The organism is Formosa bonchosmolovskayae (assembly GCF_051016085.1).
Lineage (GTDB): Bacteria > Bacteroidota > Bacteroidia > Flavobacteriales > Flavobacteriaceae > Formosa.
In genome coordinates this window covers 4,044,542-4,063,193 of record NZ_CP174605.1, presented here as the reverse complement: position 1 = coordinate 4,063,193, position 18,652 = coordinate 4,044,542, and the positions used below count along the sequence as shown (strand labels likewise).

Here is an 18,652-nt window from a genome sequence, read left to right as displayed (position 1 = left end):
GTGTATACAGAAACGTTTCTTCTCTTATATTTTATAAGTGTTTTTCGCCTAAATTGAAGTAAATATAACCCCGAAGGGGGCTGAGCAGAACCAAAAAAAACGGAATTTTTTATATTGATTGGTAAGAAACTGCTAAATCAATTATTTACTACAATCAGGATTTTAACTTGATCTCTTAAATGTGGAATGATGGGGTTTAATTAGACTCTAAATTATGTTTAATAGCAAGGTAAGAGAAGTGGATTTAAATTATACTATTTTATAAAATAAAATAATGTGACCGATTGAGTCCAAATTTTGATGAATTATTAGCCAAAATAAAGAATAAATATATTATGAAAAAATCAGTGTTTGATATATCTGGTAAAGTCGCTGTAGTCACTGGCGGTGGTGGAGTTTTAGGAGGAAGCATTGCTAAAAGCCTTGTAGAATCTGGAGTAAAGGTTGTTGTTCTGGATATTAGAGAAGATAATGTAAATGCTTCGGTGACAGCTTTAACACAACTCGGCGGTGAGGTTGTCGGTTTTGTGTCTAACGTGCTTGACGTTGAAGAGATGAAATCCACCCGGAAGAAGATTGTTGAAAAATGGGGAACCATTGATATTTTAATTAATGCAGCAGGTGGTAATTTACCTGGGGCGACCTTAACAGAAGACCAAACTGTTTTTGATATGAAAATTGATGACTTTGAAAAAGTCACAAATTTAAACATGAATGGTACCGTTTACCCCTGTTTAGTTTTTGGAGAAATTATGGCCAAACAAGGTAGCGGTAGTATTATAAATGTGTCTTCTATGGCAACTTTCTCTGCAATTACTCGTGTGCCTGGGTATTCGGTTGCTAAAAGTGGTATAGACATATTTACGAAATGGATGTCTATGGAAATGGGAACTAAATTTGGAGAAAAGGTACGTGTAAATGCAATTGCACCAGGCTTTTTTATAGGTGATCAAAATGGAAAAATATTAATTAATGAAGATGGTTCGTACACGGAAAGAAGTAAAAAAGTAATTGCCAGAACGAGTATGGGGCGGTTTGGAGATATCACAGAATTAAATGGTTTGGTACAGTTTTTATGTTCTGATGCCGCAAGTTTTATTACGGGGACTATAATTCCGGTAGATGGTGGTTTTAGTTCGTACTCTGGTGTTTAATATTAAATTATAGAATTGTATGAAATATTTAGAAAAAACGTTCCGTTGGTTTGGTCCTGAATTTGGCGTTACATTGCAGGATATTAGTCAAACAGGAGCCACAGGAGTGGTGACCGCACTTCATCATATTCCTACGGGTGAGGTATGGTCAAAAGAAGACATTCTTAAACGAAAGCAAGATATTGAAGTTGCTAATTTAAAATGGTCGGTTGTAGAGAGTGTTAATGTACATGAAAGTATTAAACAAGGAAAACCAGATCGCGATATATTTATTGAAAATTATAAGCAAACGCTAAAAAATTTAGCAGCAAACAATGTTAAAGTGGTCTGTTATAATTTTATGCCCGTTTTAGATTGGACTAGAACAGACTTAGATTTTAAGGTCAATGGTAATGCATCGGCTTTACGTTACGATCATGTCGCTTTAGCAGCATTCGATATATTTATTTTAAAACGGGAAGGGGCTAAAAAAGATTTTAGTTTAGATATTCAACAGAAAGCAGCAACCTATTTTCAGAATTTAACAACTTCGGAAAGAGATAACCTGAGAGATCGTGTATTAGCAGGTTTACCTGGGACTAGAGATGTTTTAAGTATAGCAGATTTTCAAAAACATTTAGATAATTACGAGCAGATAGATAAGCATATTTTAAAAGAAAATTTGGCTTACTTTTTACAGCAAGTTATTCCTTTTGCCCAAGAGTTAGGTGTTCTATTGTGTATTCACCCCGATGATCCGCCATTTTCAATTTTAGGATTGCCAAGAATTGTGTCTAATTATAACGATATAAAGTTTGTATTAGAAAGTTGCGAGAGCATTTCCAACGGTCTTACCTTTTGTTCCGGGTCTTTAGGTGCTTCAGAAACCAATGAAATGTTAGACATAATTAATGATTTTGGTGATAAAATTCACTTTATCCATTTGCGGAATGTAAAACGCGAAGGCCAGCAATCGTTTCACGAGGCGAACCTTTTTGAAGGCACCACAGATATGGTTGATTTAATGTCTGCTTTTGTAACAGAGCAGATTAAAAGAGAAGAAACAAAATCAGGGGTTGTAGGGATTCCTATGCGGCCAGATCACGGGCATGTGATCTTAGATGATATGAAGCGTATGGACGAGTTTTATCCTGGATATTCAACGTTGGGAAGGTTAAAGGGTCTATCAGAATTAGTCGGTCTTGAGAAAGGGGTACGAAAATATCTGTTGAAAAATTAATTTCTTTTTTTGATTTAACTAAAATGCGTATACGACCTGCCACAAGATATCTCGTTTGTATATCTTAAGTTAGCCTTATCAAATATAAGTTATAAATTAAGTATCAAATCAGAAAGAACAAAAAGAGAGGATTAAGATTGTTTTTGTGTATTGAGACTGCGATCTCGTTGTTCATGACAATTACCTCTCTTTTCTACTATTATTTCGAACAGTTCTGTGAGACTTTAGATCTCGTTTTTAAGATGCAGAAAAGTTAGTAAATGATAGAAGAGAAGAGGGCCCAGATGTTTTTGAATGGCAAGGGTATTATTGGATGATTATTGATAATAGGGCTGGGTTAAGCATGTATACTTCTTATGATTTAATACAGTAGAAACGGAAAATAATAAGATTTTAAAAGAACCAGGAAAGAGTAAAGGCGATCAGGTTAAAGGAGGCTATTTAGGAATAATTGCAAATGGAAATCAGGTCTTTATCTTTTATTTTGCACCTCTAGGACGTACACCAAAAATGAAAGCTTAGATAATTATGAAACCAGACGTAGTTCCTTTCAGGTGGAGAAATTACATGCGATAGAAATAAACCTGTATAAGTAGAGCTTCATTAGTAAAGACTAAATCAGGAAATATATAATGGTATTCTATATGAAGTAAGGGGTCTTTGTGGTATGCAAACTATGCATTCCATTCAGGTTGAAAATTAACGAAATTTAGAGACCGTAAACTGTTTTTTGTTTTATAGAGAAAATTAATCCAAATGAAATACCTCCTCTAGTTCCATAGATACTGGACTGTAATCCGCATTGGTTTCCATGAGTTCTGCCATATTCTTCCACCATTTTTTACAGATATCGGTTGAAGCAATTTTGTTCCACAGGTCTTCAGATTCTATTTCTACATAACCAAAAGTGTATGAGGTTTCTGAATCAAAAAATATGCTGTAGTTATGTACACCATGAGATTTTAAAATGGCTTTTAAATCTTTCCAAATGGGATTATGACGTGATTTATAGGTATCAATTTTGTCTGGGTATAATTTCATTTTAAATGCTTTTCTAATCATAATGCTAGTCTTTAATATTTGCTTTTAGTGAGTTAAATTCTTCTGCTGAGATTTTAAAAATGGTACCGTGTCGGGTGCCTTCTGGAAAACTAATTTTATCAGAAATATCGGTCCAATCTTTTAGGTTTTTAGAACGCACAGCACCGTATTTATGATCGATGTATTTGTCAAAATACACAATCCATTCCCCGTTTATTTTTATGGCTGTTGGACCTTCTGCCCAATAGTTTCCTGTTATTGGTTTACTAACCTTAGAGTAGGGGCCTTCAAGATTGTTACTAAAACCCACTTTTAAATTTTTGCGGACAGGTTCTTTAGTTTCGTCTTTTACGAACATGACATAGTTATCGGTATCGTATTTCTGAATACTGGCATCAATAACATTAAAACCGGGCTCATAAAATAATTTGGTAGGTGTGAAGATTTCAAAATCTGTAGTTTTAGTGTAATACAATCTATGATTATAGCCGGCATCTTCGGCACTTTGGGTTTCTGGAAATTTACCTATTATGGTACTCGCCCAATAGATGATATAATCTTTAGTCTTATCGTTATACGTGACCTCTGGCGCCCATGTGTTTCGCGTACCTGCTTCATGAGCCATTACAGGGATGAATTTTTGTTTAGACCAATGGATAAGATCTTTAGAATTAGCGTAACCAATACCTTTATCGGTCCAACTCACGGTCCATACCATATGATACAGCCCATCTCCTCCTTTAATAATACATGGGTCACGCATCAATTTATCTTTGCCTACTTCAGGAGTTAAAAAAGAGGTGTCGTTTTTTAATGAAGTCCATATGTACCCGTCTTTACTGTAAGCGAGGTGTAAACCATCTTCACCGTTACCCTTAAAATATGAAAATAGATACACGGGGTTTTCAGGAATAATTTTATGCTCACGTAACCAGTTTTCGCAAGCTTTAGGCCATTGTGTATGTGTACCTTGTCGTCCTAATCCGAACCCATGGCCTCCATCTTCGTAAAGATGCATTTCGGCAGGAACGTGGTGTTCCTTTAGCGCTAAATAATAATTGATGCTATTTTCAACAGGAACAGCATGATCGTCGGTGGCATGAATTAAAATGGTAGGTGGCGTGTTTTTGTTAACCTGTTTTTCATTAGAATATTTTTCTATTAGTGCTTTTGATGGGGTTTTTCCTAAAAGATTCTCTTTTGAACCGTTATGGGTAATACCGTCTTCCATTGAAATTACGGGATAGATTAACATGGAAAAATCTGGTCGTGCACTAATGTTTTCAGATGTATAAACGTTATCATTATAGTGAGTTGAAGCCGTAGAGGCCAAATGCCCTCCTGCTGAAAAACCTATAATTCCGATTTTTTCAGGATCGAGATTCCAGTCTTTAGCCTGTCTGCGTAAGGTGCGAATTGCTTCCTGAGCATCTTGTAGGGGGGCAATGGTTTTGTCAACCATGATGTCATTGCTAGGTAATCGATATTTTAAAACAAAAGCTGAAATACCAATGGAGTTGAGCCATTCAGCAATTTTATCGCCTTCTTTTATATGTGATAATACCGAATATCCGCCACCAGGACAAATCACAACGGCAGGATTTTTGGAGTTGTTGTTGCCTACCAAAAACGGCTTTAGGGTTGGGATAGATACGCTGCGAATAGCATTGGGATTGCCATTAGAATCTAACCTAAATTCTTCTTTGTAATTGTTGCTTTCAATAGCTCCAGGAATGGTGTTCCATAATGGGCGTTCTTGGTTTTGAGACCAAACAGAAGTTGTTAATCCCAAACATACGATTAATCCCCAAAAAAATGATTTATACATCACATTCATCTAAATTTTATAAAATTCAATTTCTACTATGCGTAATTGTCCTTTAGCATCCGCAGATTTTATGTCTTTTTAACACGTTAAGTTCGGCATTAGGGGCTACTTCTACAATGGTATTGTAGGTATCACTATTCACCGCAATCAATTCAAGAGATATTTCTTTTGCTAATACTGGTTTTACAGGAATGGTAATATATCCCAAACTTCGGTATGTGCCTTCTTAATTAACCACTTGATTGTCTGCTTTTTTGTAAATATTCAACATTTCGCCACCGTATTTGGCTACTTTGCTTTCTAGCATTTCGCATGGACGTATGGCTCTGTTTCCGTGGGGGATAAGTATCTAGAAGACTTTGCATGTTAAACATGAGTTCTTCGTTAATCGCATCATCTTCGCATTCATAAAAACTAATACTAGGGTTGTTTTTATTGTAAATAATTGCATCTCGTATGCGTGCAACGCGTTGTTTCCATTGGTTGCCTTTAGAATCTTTTTCAGCAGCAGGCATAGCTTGTATTACTCTAAGACGGTCGCAGGATTCAACATTTTGTTTCCAAGGGGCAACATGCATCCAATGTACTAAATAGGGATAACCTGTTGTAAAATCGGTAATTTCCTCTTTAAACGTTTCTTTTGGATTATAGGCATACGGCAAAGTAGTCTGTTGCCAATTGGTATCTCGATACGTTGATTGTTCTGTACCTTTAAAATCTCCTGATTTTAATTTCAAATCGATGTTAAAGTTGTATTTCGTTCTTTTAAATTCTTGGGAGACCACGGGGCTTAAGTTGCAACAGATACAAAGAAATAAGACTATTTTATGAAATATAGCTTTAGGTTTTTTCATATCATTTGGTGAATTTTGAAAAGTGTTTCGTGTTTACATATAATGATTTGAATACATGAAAAGGTTAAATCAATTTTATTTTGTGTCACTAAATCCGATTAGGTTTTGATGCATGTGTTTGTCTTCTTCTACACTTTTACAGCTAATGTTTTTAAGATGAATATTTTTGACGGGTTCGGCTTCTTGGCCTTGAATATTTGTAATGAATTTTACATCTTTAGTATCAAAATTTTCAAGGTAGATATCGCTAATTGGTGTTAGTCGAGTCTCGTATGTAGGCACTAAATCCCGCCATTGATATAATACATCGGTTTGGATACCTAAAACGCCAAGGTCTATTTTTCCGCATTTAATATTCTTTACATGAATATTTTTTACGTAACCACCTCGTCGTTCGTTGGTTTTAATAAATACCAAATGACCTAATTTAGCTCCGTCTAGCACCTCACAATTGTCCATATACACATTTTCTACGCCTCCAGAAAGTTCGCTACCAATAGCTAATAATTGATGTCCGTTTTTAATGATAGAATTTCTGATAACTACATTTTTTGTAGGTGTATCTAACCGCCAGGCATCTTGATTACGACCAGATTTTACAGCAATGGCATCGTCACCTTGGTCAAAGACACAATCTTCAATTAGCATGTTTTGAGACATTTCAGGATCTACGCCGTCATTGTTATGTCCGTGCGCGTATACATTAACATTTCTAATCACCACATCTTTTGATAAATAGGGATGAATGGTCCAAAACGGACTATTTTTAATGGTAACACCTTCCAATAGAATATGTTCAGATCTGTTAAATTGGATGAATTGCGGACGTAAATTGGCCGAGTCGTTTACCATTTGGCGTTCTTCCACTAAGCTGTTTTTAGCCGATAGGTTGTATAAATGTTTTAAGCTATTCATATGCGCTTTTGGTCTCGGAAACCATTTTTCCCAAGTGCTCATGTCGGCTTCTAGTTGTCCCTCGCCCGTTATGGCAATGTTTTTACACTCATAAGCGTAAATTAAAGGCGAATAGTTATAACATTCCATACCTTCCCAAGTGGTGTGTACTGCCGGTAAATAATCTTCGGGTTCTCCAGAAAAAAGTAAAACGGCACCTTTACTTAAATGTAGGTTTACATTACTCTTAAAGTGTAGTTTTTTTGTGATCCATTCTCCTTCAGGAATCACAACTGTACCTCCTCCAATCTTGTGAGCTTCAGAAATTGCGCTTGCAATGGCCAACGCATTTTTGTCTTTATCTCCCTTAACCGCTCCAAAGTTTACTATAGAAAACTGTTCACAATTGTTAAAGTTTGGAATTTGTATGGTGGGCATGTCAAAAGGTGCATCAACCTTAATGGTATCAAAAGTAAGTGCATTTTTTTGCTCATTACAAGCAGAAAAAAGTGTTGACATAATTATTAATAAGAGAAGTGCTTTTTTCATTAGTAAGCGGGTTAGTAAAGTGATACAAAAAAGACAACGATCAGGTATTATACGAAAGTTGTCTTTTTTATTATGGAAATAATTATTTTATGCGGTAAACTTCAGCTCCTGCTAAAAGGAAGCACCCTAAACCGTAATCTTCAAAATCGGGTACTTTATCATATGATAATGGTTGACCATCTTTTGGTTCCTTTCCTGTAGATTGTAAATATCCTAGAAATCCATTGGTGTGTACCGCATCTTTTACCATAGCGTTCCAACCTTTTAAAATTACAGGTAAATACGTGTCTCGATCTAAAATGCCGTTGTTTACACCATAAGCCATACCATAAACAAATAGCGCTGTACCCGAAGTTTCCTTACCACCAAAATGGGTTGGATCGTGTAAGCTTACATTCCAGAAGCCATCTTTTCGTTGTGTAGGCACAAGGGCTTTTGCCATAGCTTTAAAATCTTTAATATATTGATCTCTATGTGGTGCGTCTTCTGGCATTATAGTTAATACTTTAGCTAAAGCTGCAATAACCCATCCATTACCTCTGCTCCAGTAAGAATCTTCTCCATTAGGTTCGGTGTATGGTGGATCGAAATCTGCATCGCGCCACCATAGGCCATCTTTAGGGTTGTAAAGTCCGTTTTCGCCATGTTCGTTACGCGTGTACATGTACATATCGTACATTTTCTCGTAATACCTATTGTCTTGTTCTAAAACGCCCATTTTTGCAAATACAGGCATACCCATTTGTAGTGCATCAATCCACCACCAATCGTCATTTTGAGGGGTGTTTAATAACATGTTCATACACGCCTTTGTGCTTTTTAGCATTTTAGGGTCTGGCTCTAGATTATATAAATCGATATAAATTTGGGCTGCACAATAATCATCTGCATTTCTATTTGCGGCGCCATATCTAAAGTTCCATTCATGAAACTCTGCCCAGTCGTAGGCGTATTCGAAATAGTTTTCTTTTGGCCAGATTTCATATAAAGCCATTAAACCCTCATAATACACACCTCGCGTCCAAATATTACTTGGACGTTCTTTATTGGTGACTATGGTTTTACCAACATCGGGCCATTTTTTCATAAAATAGTCGTTGGTAGATATCATTGTTTTTAAGATTTCTTCTCTATTGGGAAGCTCTTGTGCGTTTGTGAATTGAATCGCTAAAAAGGTGATACAAATTAAAAGGATTTTATTTTTCATGAGTTATTAATTTTAATGGTGTTAATGTAATAGGACCCAAAAGTCCAGATGGCATAGGTTGCCATTTTGTAGCATCAAATTTTTGATAATCTTTATCGACCATATTGATTTCGTAGAAATTTTTCCATTCTTCGCCACGTAATTCTTTGGCGCGAATTCTATTGGCCGACAGGTTTGTAACCTCTATTCGAAGCATGTTTTTACCTTTTTTTAGTGTACCGATATTTAAAGTAAATGGTAACGACCAAGTCGAGCCTACAAGTGTGTCGTTAAGCCATACTTTAGCGCTTTCGCGAACATCTCCTAATTGAAGTTGCCAGTGCGTAACCGAATTATCTGGATTGTCGAAAGTGATTTCGTATTTAGCAGTTCCTGAAAAGTCTTCGTAGGTTTTTCCTAATGCTGTCCAAGATTTTAATGTGTCCAGAGTAATTGGATTAGGTAATTCAGGGCCACCGTTTTTAAATGAAATGTGCCAAGGTCCCGTTAGCGGTTGTGCGGTACTTTCAGCAGAAAAATAGTCCCAATCTTTAACTGTTGATTGCGTTTCTGTTTTTAAGAAATACGATTTTCCAGGCGCGATGTTTACTTTTACAAGTGTTTTTCCGTTTTCAGTTTTTGTTAGTGCTTTACCAAAATCCCGCGTTAAAGGGTCAAAAAGAATCACATCTTTGCCTTCAACATTTATCGGGATAAAAGTAGAAATGGAATTAGCTGTATGATTAACCAAATAATATATTTTTTCGCCATTAAGGTCTCGTTTTATATATTTTAATCCGGTCTTTACTAAAGTTTCAGGTGCAATAGTTGCTTTATTTAAATCTGAAAATAAATTTTCAGTTGGTGTGATGTTTTTTGTAAGATTAGCTAGAGCTTCATTCTGTGTCTCTAAATTATTATAACCTGGGACAGATTTTGGACGGTTTTCAAAAATAATGGATGCCCCTTGTTGTTTTAAATCTAATAACTTTTCTAGCGTTTTTAAAGGCATATTATCACAGTGGGGAATCACTAAAGATTTATAGGATCCGCCAGGAACTCGAATTTTTCCATCGGAAAATGTTGTTTTCTCAATAAAATTATCAGATATAAAATCTACTGCATAACCTTTGTCCATTAAGGATGTTGTGGTGTTGTAAAATGGTGTATTATGCAACCATTCGTCTAAAGAATGAATTTTAAATTGAAAAAATAGAGTGCCTTTTAAGTAATCGTCCCAAACGTCGTAAATAGGCCAATATAATAAGGTTTCGTTATCTGGTGTTCCGGCTTGAAGCATTGACTGACAATTTGCGATGTACGAAAAGAGTTCCGATTCATCTTCACCAATAGTTAAATTCGGATTGAAATTTGTAGACGCATAAAACTTCCAGCCTGGCCAGTCTGCTCGTTTAGGCGAATAGGTTGTACCGTGCAAAAACACGTGATTTACACCGTTTAAAAATAAATCTTCAACTTCTGGTTTACATTGCGAAAGTGCTACTTTAAAGTGATCTCTTAACCATGTAAAGGTTTCGGAAGATGTTAATGTTTTTCCGGAAATGTGAGCTGCAGATGATGAGAATTTTAACATAACAGGGTCGGCATCTCCAGTTCTAATATCATTTTTATCGCGTCTAAGGCCAGGGATATCGTAAGGCATCGAACCAAACGTTTCGCATTCTGGGATATCTGCAGAAGCATACAAGTCGATTAAATTCCCAGGGGAACCATGTGCTTGTAATCTCGATTTAAAATTTTTAGAATGTGCCCATTCTGTCCAAGGGGCGTCAAAATTATTTAAAAGTAAATCTGAAAGCGTTTCGCGGTAATCACTTTTTATACGGTTACCAATGGTATCGTTTTCTTCTTTTAAAAGTTGTGGTAAAAAAGGTTTTAAATCGTAACCACGAAGGTCTTTAAAAGTTTTGAAAAAATTAGGTGTGAAATCGGTGCCATATACTTCAAAACTATCATTAAAAATAGATCGAATTTTTCCGTTAAATCCAACTAAAGCGGTGTCAAAAGGTTTGACATATGCATTTAGAGCTTCTGTAGCATAATGATCTAAAGTGAAGCCTGAACCTCCAGGGGCAGCCCGTTTAACTTTTTGACCTGTTTTACCTTCAAAAATAGCATATATCGTGTAATTGGAATCTGTTGGAGACCAATTTAAATTGTTGTTTTTTAGCAGAGGTGTGAGGTCTAAATAATTGCCACTTTCATCATAAGCTAATACATAAAGTAATTTAGCGGGTTGTTTTTCCTTAAGACTAGTTACTGCTATGTCTAGGTTAATCGTATTTCCTTTTTTAACCGTATAGGTTTGTGATATTAGTTTTGTAGCTGCGAATTCGGGAATTACTTGAGGGCCGCCGTAAGGCCATCCTGTCCCCAAGGTTAAATCGACTTGCATATTTAAACTATCAGTAATATGAATGGTGTAATCCAGCATTTCCATCCATTTTGGTGATAAATAATCTATAAAATTATCTTCTTCGTCTTTAACTCCATAAATAGGAGCGATTTCTACTCCACCAATACCAACACGATGTAAATCGATTAAATTTTGTTTTATATTCGGTTTATCGACCGCACTTCCCATCCACCACCAGCGTGTCCAAGGTTTTGTAGTGTTTGTAATGTCTGGCCAGTTGGAATTAGTTGAAGTTGGTTTTTCTTGTTTTGTCGCACAGGAAGAAAATAGAAGTACTGTTAGGAAATATAAAATATAATAATGTTTTGTCATGTTTAAATATTAGATTTTTGTAATTCAACCGCATAGATTTGAGTATCACCTTCGAAATTAGCTCTAAAAATGATCCATTCTCCATCAGGAGAGAAATGAACATTTGGTTCTAAATCGTAATTATGATGTTTCATGTTTACTAACTTTTCTGAAACCAAAGTGTCTTGCACGGGAGTGAGGTGATACAACCATTTCCCGTCCTTGGCGTGTGCTACTTGACTTTCGTCCCCGCCATCTCCAGCAAAAGTTTTTTGGTCCGGAGCGATGTTGTAATGGATAGACCATTCGTTACGCTTTAAAGAATAGCGTGTTTCTTTACCTGTTGTTATGTTTTTGCCAGCCAAATAAAAAGTTTCTCCTCTTGGAATTTGTAAATCAAACCAAATTGTTTTTCCGTCAGGACTAAAAAATTCATGACCAGCAATTTCTCTATTTACAGTTCTTGTATGTATTTTTTTAAGTTCAGAATTTTGAGTATTGATATTCCAAATGCGATCTACCTTATGCCAAGGGCCTTCATGGCAATACATTAAAAGATCTGAGTTTGTTGGCGAAAATTGTAAGTGATTTAGCCAAGCATTCTCCGTGTAAAAGGGATACATGGTTTTCGATTCTAAATCAATAAGAACTAAAGAGCGTTCTGATTTTGCTTCATAAATTTTTTCAAAACTTTCTTTATTTCCCAGTTTTGCGAGTAATAGTTTTTCTTCTTTTTTAGTAATAACTTTGCCCGCCAATTTGTTTTCAGTAGAATTTAAAGTAATGGCCGAGCCCTTAATACTATCCGGAAAGGTGTAAATAAATTCATCTGTCTTGGTGTCTATTGATGTTGCAAAAATACTATCGCTCATGGTGTAATATACCTTTCTAGTTTTAACACCTAAAATCTCTCCAAATTTATGTCCTGATTTAGTGGTGATTTGCTGTGTGTCTTTGGTGTTTAAGTTAACTGTGTAAATCTGTTTGTCTTTTCCATTACTTCCATAAAAAACCATTAAAGTTTCTTTACCATCGGCTGTTGGTAAAAACGGGTTGTTATGAAAATAGAAACTTCTGTTTGTTCCAGCTCTATCTGTAAGTTTTTTAATTTTATGGTGGGTATCTTTGTCAATCCAAACATCAGGCATGCTGTCTTTACCACCTGTTTCAAGAATGGGGTAAGCCGTTTCTAATCCGCCATTTTCAATTGGTTTATCTTGTTTTATGTTTTGCTTACATGAAAATGAAAAGATTAAAACAAAAATGAGTAAGTAGTAAAGTGCATTTTTTTTCATGTTTTAAAAATATTGTTATCCCACAGTTTTTGTATCCTGTCCCATCCTGTTAGTTCAAAAAAAGAATACTATTACTTTATCGTAAAGGATTCTTTTTTTGTAATCTAAAATTAAATGTAATACGTTATTTCAAAAGTAACGCAGATTGAAGAATGGTGTTTAGGAAATGATCTATTAATGTTTTTTTATGTTTTTGAAAAAAGAATATTCTTTAAGTATGTTCTTTTAAAAATTATGATACTTAGATTATCCTTTACTTTAAACATTAAGGTTATCGCTAATTGGTTGAAGAAGATTTAAATGAAGGGGTGATTATTTACTTAAAAATTAAAAGTAGCAATTTAAATATGGTTTTGATTATTTTATTCTTCATTTATTTTGTTTAAAATTTTGAATTTAACATAAGCAAATATAACTATTTAATATTTTGTTAAAAATGTAATCGATTGTAATTCAGTGTTTTGTGTTGTTTATTATTGTTTGTAATGCATAGTTCAGCATAGCACAGGATGGTAAAAGGTTGCGTAACAAATAAATTTGAGGAAATAAACTATAACTAATTATTAATATGAAAAGAAAACTAATTTACTTATTTATGTTTGTTTTTTCTTTATTATCGGGTGTGGGATATGCCCAAACCAAGGTAATAGAAGGAACAATAATTGACGATTCTGGTATGCCAATACCAGGAGTAAATGTGTTACTAAAAGGTACCACAAAAGGAACTGTTTCCGATTTTGATGGAAACTATGAAATTTCGGCACTACAAGGAGAGATCTTGGTTTTTTCTTATGTTGGATTTTTATCAATTGAAAAAACAGTAGGGACTTCAAACGTTATCGAAGTAATTTTACAAACAGACATGGCACAATTAGATGAAGTAGTAGTTGTGGGTTATGGAACTCAGAAAAAAAGTGATGTTACTGGAGCTGTAGAAACTGTGGATGCTGAGGAGTTAATGACTCAACCAGTAAGTAATGCGTTAGAAGCTTTACAAGGAAAAGCAGCAGGTGTTGATATTACAAGTAATCAACGGCCAGGGGAAGTGGGAAGTATTCGTATTCGTGGTAATAGATCGATAAGTGCAAGTAATTCACCACTTTATGTGGTAGATGGTGTGCCTTTAATGTCTGGGTCAGGAATTGAAACTTTAAATCCTAGAGATATTGAGTCTATCGATGTTTTAAAAGATGCATCGTCTACAGCTATTTACGGTTCTAGAGGAGCGAATGGTGTTGTAATAGTTACCACCAAACAAGCAAAAGCAGGACAGTTTAGTTTGAATTATACAGGAACTTTCACTACGTCTAATATTGTGGATAGACTTCCTTCTATGAGTGCTTCAGATTTTATTGATTTTCGTAGACATGCAGCATATAATTTAGATCCTGAAACGTATGCAAATCCAAATAATCCTACCTTAGAAAATGATACTATGTTATTTGATAGTGCTTTAGATGGTCAAACGTCTAGAGATAATGTGTTACAAGGTTGGGAAAATGGTTCTTGGGATCCTTCAAGAGTGAGGAATACAGATTGGACAGATTATGTAACGCAAACAGCGTTATCGAGTGAGCACACGATTAGTGCTAGTGGTGGTACGGAAAAGGTTAAGGGATTTGGGTCTTTTGGGTATTTAAAAAATGAAGGAACTCAAAAAGGACAATTCTACGATAGATATACGGCTAAATTAAGCACAATTATAGATCCTGTAGATTGGTTTCAATTAAATGCTACCATGAATGTATCTTGGAGTGAGCGAGATTATGGATTTTCAAGACTAGGGGGTAGGAGTGGCTCGGGGCCAAATGCCATTTACGATGCGGCCAAATCTATCTATAATATGGCCGTACCTTACGATCAAGATGGAAATTTGGTTATTAATCCAGGAGGAGAATCTGGTATCTATACGATAATGAATGAATGGGAGAAAACGACACAAATCTCTCAAACTATGAGGGCATTAGGTAGTTTTTCTGCAACTGTAGATTTTGGAGCCATAACCGATGCCTTAGAAGGGTTTAGTTATAAACTTAATTTTGGACCAGATTTTCGTTACTGGAGAGAAGGTGCTTATATCGATGGGTCTTCTGCAAATAGAATAAACTCTGATGGGAGTAACGGACAAAATTATGCAAGACTGAATAACCGTCGCGATATTTCTTGGACAGTAGATAATATGTTATTGTATAACAGAACATTTTCAGAAATGCATAAATTAGGTGTTACTTTATTACAAACGGCTTCAAGCTGGCACACAGAGACTTCAGGAATGTCAGCTAATAACATACCAAAAGAATCTTATTTATGGAATAATATGGGGGCTATTGATATTGCAAATCCAGATAATTCTGCAAGTTTTGGATCAGGCCTTACAGAAAGACAGTTAAGTTCGTACATGGCGCGTTTTAATTATGGTTACGACGATCGTTATCTATTAACTTTTTCAGGAAGATGGGATGGTGCATCTCAACTTTCGGAAGGAAATAAATGGGATTTTTTCCCATCTTTAGCATTGGCTTGGAGACTTGATCAAGAAGCCTTTTTAGATAATTCAACTTGGTTAAATAATTTAAAATTAAGATTAGGAGCTGGTGTAACTGGTAACTCTTCGGTAGGTCCATACGATACACTAGGTGATATAAGACAAATTTATTTGCCATTTAACGGCATGTCCAACCAAGTAGGGTATACAACTAATGAGCCTTATTATAGTAGCAGTCAGCTGAGTATGGCTAACCCTAATCTAGGTTGGGAAAAGACCACTCAATATAATATTGGATTAGATTTTGGAATGCTTAATAACAGGTTAAGCGGTTCTGTAGATGTTTACAAGTCTTATACAGATGATTTGTTAATGCTTGTTAATATACCAACACTTACTGGTTTTCCTAGCACTTGGGCAAATATAGGTGAAACAACTAATAGAGGGGTTGAGGTAACACTTAATGCCACACCAGTAATGTCTGACAATGGCTTTTCATGGGATACGAATTTAAATGTAACTTGGCAAAAGGATGAAATTGAAAGTTTAGCATACGGTAAAAACGACATGGTAGATAATGCATGGTTTATAGGGAATTCTATTGCAGTGCGATATGGTTACGATAACGAAGGCTTATGGCAAAATACACCGGAAGATTTAGCAGAAATGGAACTATGGAATGCTAATGGAGCTGATTTTTCTCCAGGAAATGTACGCCCTAAAGATCAAAATGGAGATTTTATGATGACACCAGAAGATCGTGTGATAATAGGGAATAGTAATCCAAGATGGGTGTTAGGGTTTAATAACACGTTTAGATATAAAGGTTTAGAATTGGGTATAAATATTTTCTCACGTTTAGGTTATACAGCAAACGTAGGTGCTCAGGCTATGACAGCACATAGTAATCAATATCAAGTAGATTATTGGACACCAGATAACCCAAATGCCGAGTTTCAAAAGCCAATATTAGGGCAGGCAACTTCTGGATCTCAAGACGATTTTTCGGGACTTTTAGGATTTAGAGACGCAGGATTTGTTAAAATTCGTAACATTTCATTGGGTTATAACTTCTCTCAAGAATTAAGTAATAGAATAGGGGTGTCTAATCTGAAAATTTACACACAGGTCCTTAACCCAGGAAGTTTGTATCAGTCAGCAGACTGGTATGATTTTGATGTGAATTCATCTATTTATAACCGTAGCTTCGTTATGGGAATTAATGTAGGTATTTAATGATATTTATTTTATAAAAAGGATAATTTAAAAATATACAGTATGAAAAATATAAGAAACTTAAAAATTGGGGCTATCATTCTTATGATATGTACGTTGGGCTCGTGCTCCAAGGATTTTCTCGATGAAGAGTTAACAAATCAATATTCGACGGATTATTTTGAAACCGCAGAGGGAATTGAAGCTTTAGCAGTGTCTTTGTATGGTAATATTCGTTGGCACTTCGGTTACGAGTGGGCATACGGTACAACTCTATACGGTACCGATGAGTTTACCAATGCTAATGATTTAACTAATGAAATGTGGAATACCTATGATAATAGGTTCGGACCAGCAGGAGCAACACCGGCAACTGGAGCCGCTAATAAGAATGCAACAAGCCCATCAGATCTTTGGGATCAATTGTATTACGGTATTTCATCTTGTAACACAATTATTGCAAATGCAGATAAAATAGAGAATGAAAGTGTACGTAACCGGAGTTTAGCACATGCTTATTTTTTAAGAGGTTATAATTACTATCGTTTAACAGCTCAATATGGAGGAGTAGTTTTACAAACAGAACCATCTCAAGGGATTGTTAGAAACTTTACAAGAGCAACAGATGAAGAGTCTTGGGAGCAAGTCATTTCAGATTTACGTAATGCTTATGAGCATTTTGAAGGAGAAGTGTTTACCTATGGTATGGGAATTACTTGGACCAAAGCTACAGCAGCTCATTTTTTAGCTAAAGCATTATTATTCCGTTCGTCTGAACGTAATAATGATTGGAATAGCGAATATATAGAATCTGATATGAATGAAGCAATAGACGTGTGTACATATGCTATTGGTGCTCGTGGGGCTTTAGCAAACGATTATAACGATTTATTTGCTAATTGGACAGGTATTGATAGTGAAAGTGAGCAGTTACCAGAGATTTTAATGGCAGCAGGTCATAATGCCGATGAGTCTACATCAGGACGTTTTGGTAATCGTACTTATAATTACTTTACACCACAATTTTCTAATTTTTCTGGAGGTTGGGTAAGACGAGGTGTTTGGATTGGAGGAATGGATTTTCAACGTTGTCGTCCAACAGAATATAGTTATGCTGTTTTCGATCATGTAAATGATGCGCGTATGTGGAAAACATTTAAAACAGTATATGGAACAAATTCCTTACCAGATTCCGATATAGGGGTAGAATTAGGAGATCCAGGAATTGTAATGATTTTAAATGATAAAAATGATAATACTTATAACGGTTACAATTTTGGAGCTTATTTACAAAATCCAAACTGGACAGATGACGCTGGGCGTTTACCAGAATGGAAATTAGGAAATCGCCAATCACAAAACCAAGGGAGTTTAACAAGTGAAGTTGGACAATTTGTACCAAACGTATCTGTATTATATCAACATGGCGAATATGTGGCACCTAAGTTTAAGAGTCAACCAATTAGTAACTTCTTTGCTGGTATCAATAAAACGGATGATGGTTCTCGTTTTGCAGAAAAAGGAGATGCACATCGAGATGTAACAATGGCAAGACTTTCTGAAACCTATCTTTTAAGAGCTGAAAGCTATGTGCGTTTAGGACAATACGGTAGTGCAATGGAGGATATTAATGTGGTTAGAAGAAGAGCACAATGGAAAGCGGGAGAAAATAGATCGTATTATATTGATGGATCTGTCGCTTTCGAAAATAATTCTTTAAATGAGGGGTCGGCCGCAGAAAATTACATCAATTCGAATTTGAATATGAATACGTATTATTTATCAAATCCAGATTTAGCTGTAACTACAGAGGAATCAGATTTAAGTTTAAAATCTTTTCCAAGTAATCTGCCTCCAGAAGATGAAGCTGTGTTAGCTAAAGTTGGTGCAAGTAGTGATTACGAAAGAGCTTTACATTTCATTTTAAATGAGCGTACAAGAGAATTATTAGGCGAGTGGCAACGTTGGGAAACTTTATCTCGTACGGGGACATTAATAACTAGAGCTAGAGCTTTTAATGCTGAAGCAGCTCCAAATATTACTGCGAACAAGCACGAGCTTAGACCAATCCCACAATCTTTTATAGATGGATTGTTAAACGAAGATGGATCTAACCTAACAGGTGCTCAAAAAGCAGAGTGGCAAAACCCAGGATATTAATTTATAATTTGTTTGTTTTATTAAAGAAGCTCTTTAAAGTTTAA

At 35.5% G+C, this 18,652-nt stretch carries 12 protein-coding genes; 4 read left to right on the top strand and 8 right to left on the bottom strand.

All coding sequences use genetic code 11. From position 1 onward, the window contains the following. The first annotated feature begins 335 nt into the window (after positions 1 to 335). The gene (locus ACKC83_RS17335; protein WP_434036520.1) at positions 336 to 1,154 is read left to right on the top strand and encodes an SDR family oxidoreductase; all 819 of its coding nucleotides are present in this window, start codon (positions 336 to 338) and stop codon (positions 1,152 to 1,154) included. 19 nt (positions 1,155 to 1,173) lie between these two features. Further along, positions 1,174 to 2,373: a mannonate dehydratase gene (gene uxuA, locus ACKC83_RS17330; protein ID WP_434036519.1), complete on the top strand. Its 1,200-nt coding sequence runs from the start codon at positions 1,174 to 1,176 to the stop codon at positions 2,371 to 2,373. A 747-nt stretch (positions 2,374 to 3,120) separates the two neighbouring features. Here the strand turns inward: uxuA and rhaM are convergent. The 8 genes from rhaM to ACKC83_RS17290 form a co-directional block, all read right to left on the bottom strand. Further along, on the bottom strand, positions 3,121 to 3,435 hold the full coding sequence (gene rhaM / locus ACKC83_RS17325) for an L-rhamnose mutarotase (protein ID WP_434036518.1): 315 nt from the start codon (positions 3,433 to 3,435) through the stop codon (positions 3,121 to 3,123). Positions 3,436 to 3,439: 4 nt separating this feature from the next. Continuing rightward, on the bottom strand, positions 3,440 to 5,242 hold the full coding sequence (locus ACKC83_RS17320; protein WP_434036517.1) for a prolyl oligopeptidase family serine peptidase: 1,803 nt from the start codon (positions 5,240 to 5,242) through the stop codon (positions 3,440 to 3,442). A 52-nt stretch (positions 5,243 to 5,294) separates the two neighbouring features. Continuing rightward, the gene (locus tag ACKC83_RS17315) at positions 5,295 to 5,450 is read right to left on the bottom strand and encodes a hypothetical protein (RefSeq protein WP_434036516.1); all 156 of its coding nucleotides are present in this window, start codon (positions 5,448 to 5,450) and stop codon (positions 5,295 to 5,297) included. 22 nt (positions 5,451 to 5,472) lie between these two features. Then, entirely contained in the window at positions 5,473 to 5,979 is a 507-nt protein-coding gene (locus ACKC83_RS17310; protein ID WP_434036515.1) for a hypothetical protein, read from the bottom strand. A 192-nt stretch (positions 5,980 to 6,171) separates the two neighbouring features. Further along, complete coding sequence (locus tag ACKC83_RS17305) at positions 6,172 to 7,509, bottom strand: glycoside hydrolase family 28 protein (RefSeq protein WP_434036514.1); 1,338 nt, start codon at positions 7,507 to 7,509, stop codon at positions 6,172 to 6,174. Between the two features lie 112 nt (positions 7,510 to 7,621). Further along, complete coding sequence (locus ACKC83_RS17300) at positions 7,622 to 8,746, bottom strand: glycoside hydrolase family 88/105 protein (protein WP_434036513.1); 1,125 nt, start codon at positions 8,744 to 8,746, stop codon at positions 7,622 to 7,624. Then, on the bottom strand, positions 8,736 to 11,474 hold the full coding sequence (locus ACKC83_RS17295; RefSeq protein ID WP_434036512.1) for a glycosyl hydrolase: 2,739 nt from the start codon (positions 11,472 to 11,474) through the stop codon (positions 8,736 to 8,738). The genes ACKC83_RS17300 and ACKC83_RS17295 overlap by 11 nt, the downstream gene beginning before the upstream one ends. A 2-nt stretch (positions 11,475 to 11,476) precedes the next feature. Beyond that, a complete protein-coding gene (locus ACKC83_RS17290; protein ID WP_434036511.1) occupies positions 11,477 to 12,748 on the bottom strand; it encodes an oligogalacturonate lyase family protein in 1,272 nt (423 codons plus the stop codon). A gap of 568 nt (positions 12,749 to 13,316) precedes the next feature. Here ACKC83_RS17290 and ACKC83_RS17285 point away from each other — a divergent pair. Together ACKC83_RS17285 and ACKC83_RS17280 are read left to right on the top strand one after the other, a co-directional pair. Further along, on the top strand, positions 13,317 to 16,469 hold the full coding sequence (locus ACKC83_RS17285) for a SusC/RagA family TonB-linked outer membrane protein (RefSeq protein WP_434036510.1): 3,153 nt from the start codon (positions 13,317 to 13,319) through the stop codon (positions 16,467 to 16,469). Positions 16,470 to 16,511: 42 nt separating this feature from the next. Then, on the top strand, positions 16,512 to 18,608 hold the full coding sequence (locus ACKC83_RS17280; RefSeq protein WP_434036509.1) for a RagB/SusD family nutrient uptake outer membrane protein: 2,097 nt from the start codon (positions 16,512 to 16,514) through the stop codon (positions 18,606 to 18,608). The last annotated feature ends 44 nt before the right edge of the window (positions 18,609 to 18,652 follow it).

Excerpts from the sequence above, each read along its gene's own strand:
- ACKC83_RS17320 (WP_434036517.1), bottom strand. The coding sequence starts at position 5,242 with ATGTATAAATCATTTTTTTGGGGATTAATCGTATGTTTGGGATTAACA.
- ACKC83_RS17290 (WP_434036511.1), bottom strand. The coding sequence starts at position 12,748 with ATGAAAAAAAATGCACTTTACTACTTACTCATTTTTGTTTTAATCTTT.
- ACKC83_RS17335 (WP_434036520.1), top strand. The coding sequence starts at position 336 with ATGAAAAAATCAGTGTTTGATATATCTGGTAAAGTCGCTGTAGTCACT.
- rhaM (WP_434036518.1), bottom strand. The coding sequence starts at position 3,435 with ATGATTAGAAAAGCATTTAAAATGAAATTATACCCAGACAAAATTGAT.
- ACKC83_RS17300 (WP_434036513.1), bottom strand. The coding sequence starts at position 8,746 with ATGAAAAATAAAATCCTTTTAATTTGTATCACCTTTTTAGCGATTCAA.
- ACKC83_RS17280 (WP_434036509.1), top strand. The coding sequence starts at position 16,512 with ATGAAAAATATAAGAAACTTAAAAATTGGGGCTATCATTCTTATGATA.
- uxuA (WP_434036519.1), top strand. The coding sequence starts at position 1,174 with ATGAAATATTTAGAAAAAACGTTCCGTTGGTTTGGTCCTGAATTTGGC.
- ACKC83_RS17295 (WP_434036512.1), bottom strand. The coding sequence starts at position 11,474 with ATGACAAAACATTATTATATTTTATATTTCCTAACAGTACTTCTATTT.
- ACKC83_RS17285 (WP_434036510.1), top strand. The coding sequence starts at position 13,317 with ATGAAAAGAAAACTAATTTACTTATTTATGTTTGTTTTTTCTTTATTA.
- ACKC83_RS17305 (WP_434036514.1), bottom strand. The coding sequence starts at position 7,509 with ATGTCAACACTTTTTTCTGCTTGTAATGAGCAAAAAAATGCACTTACT.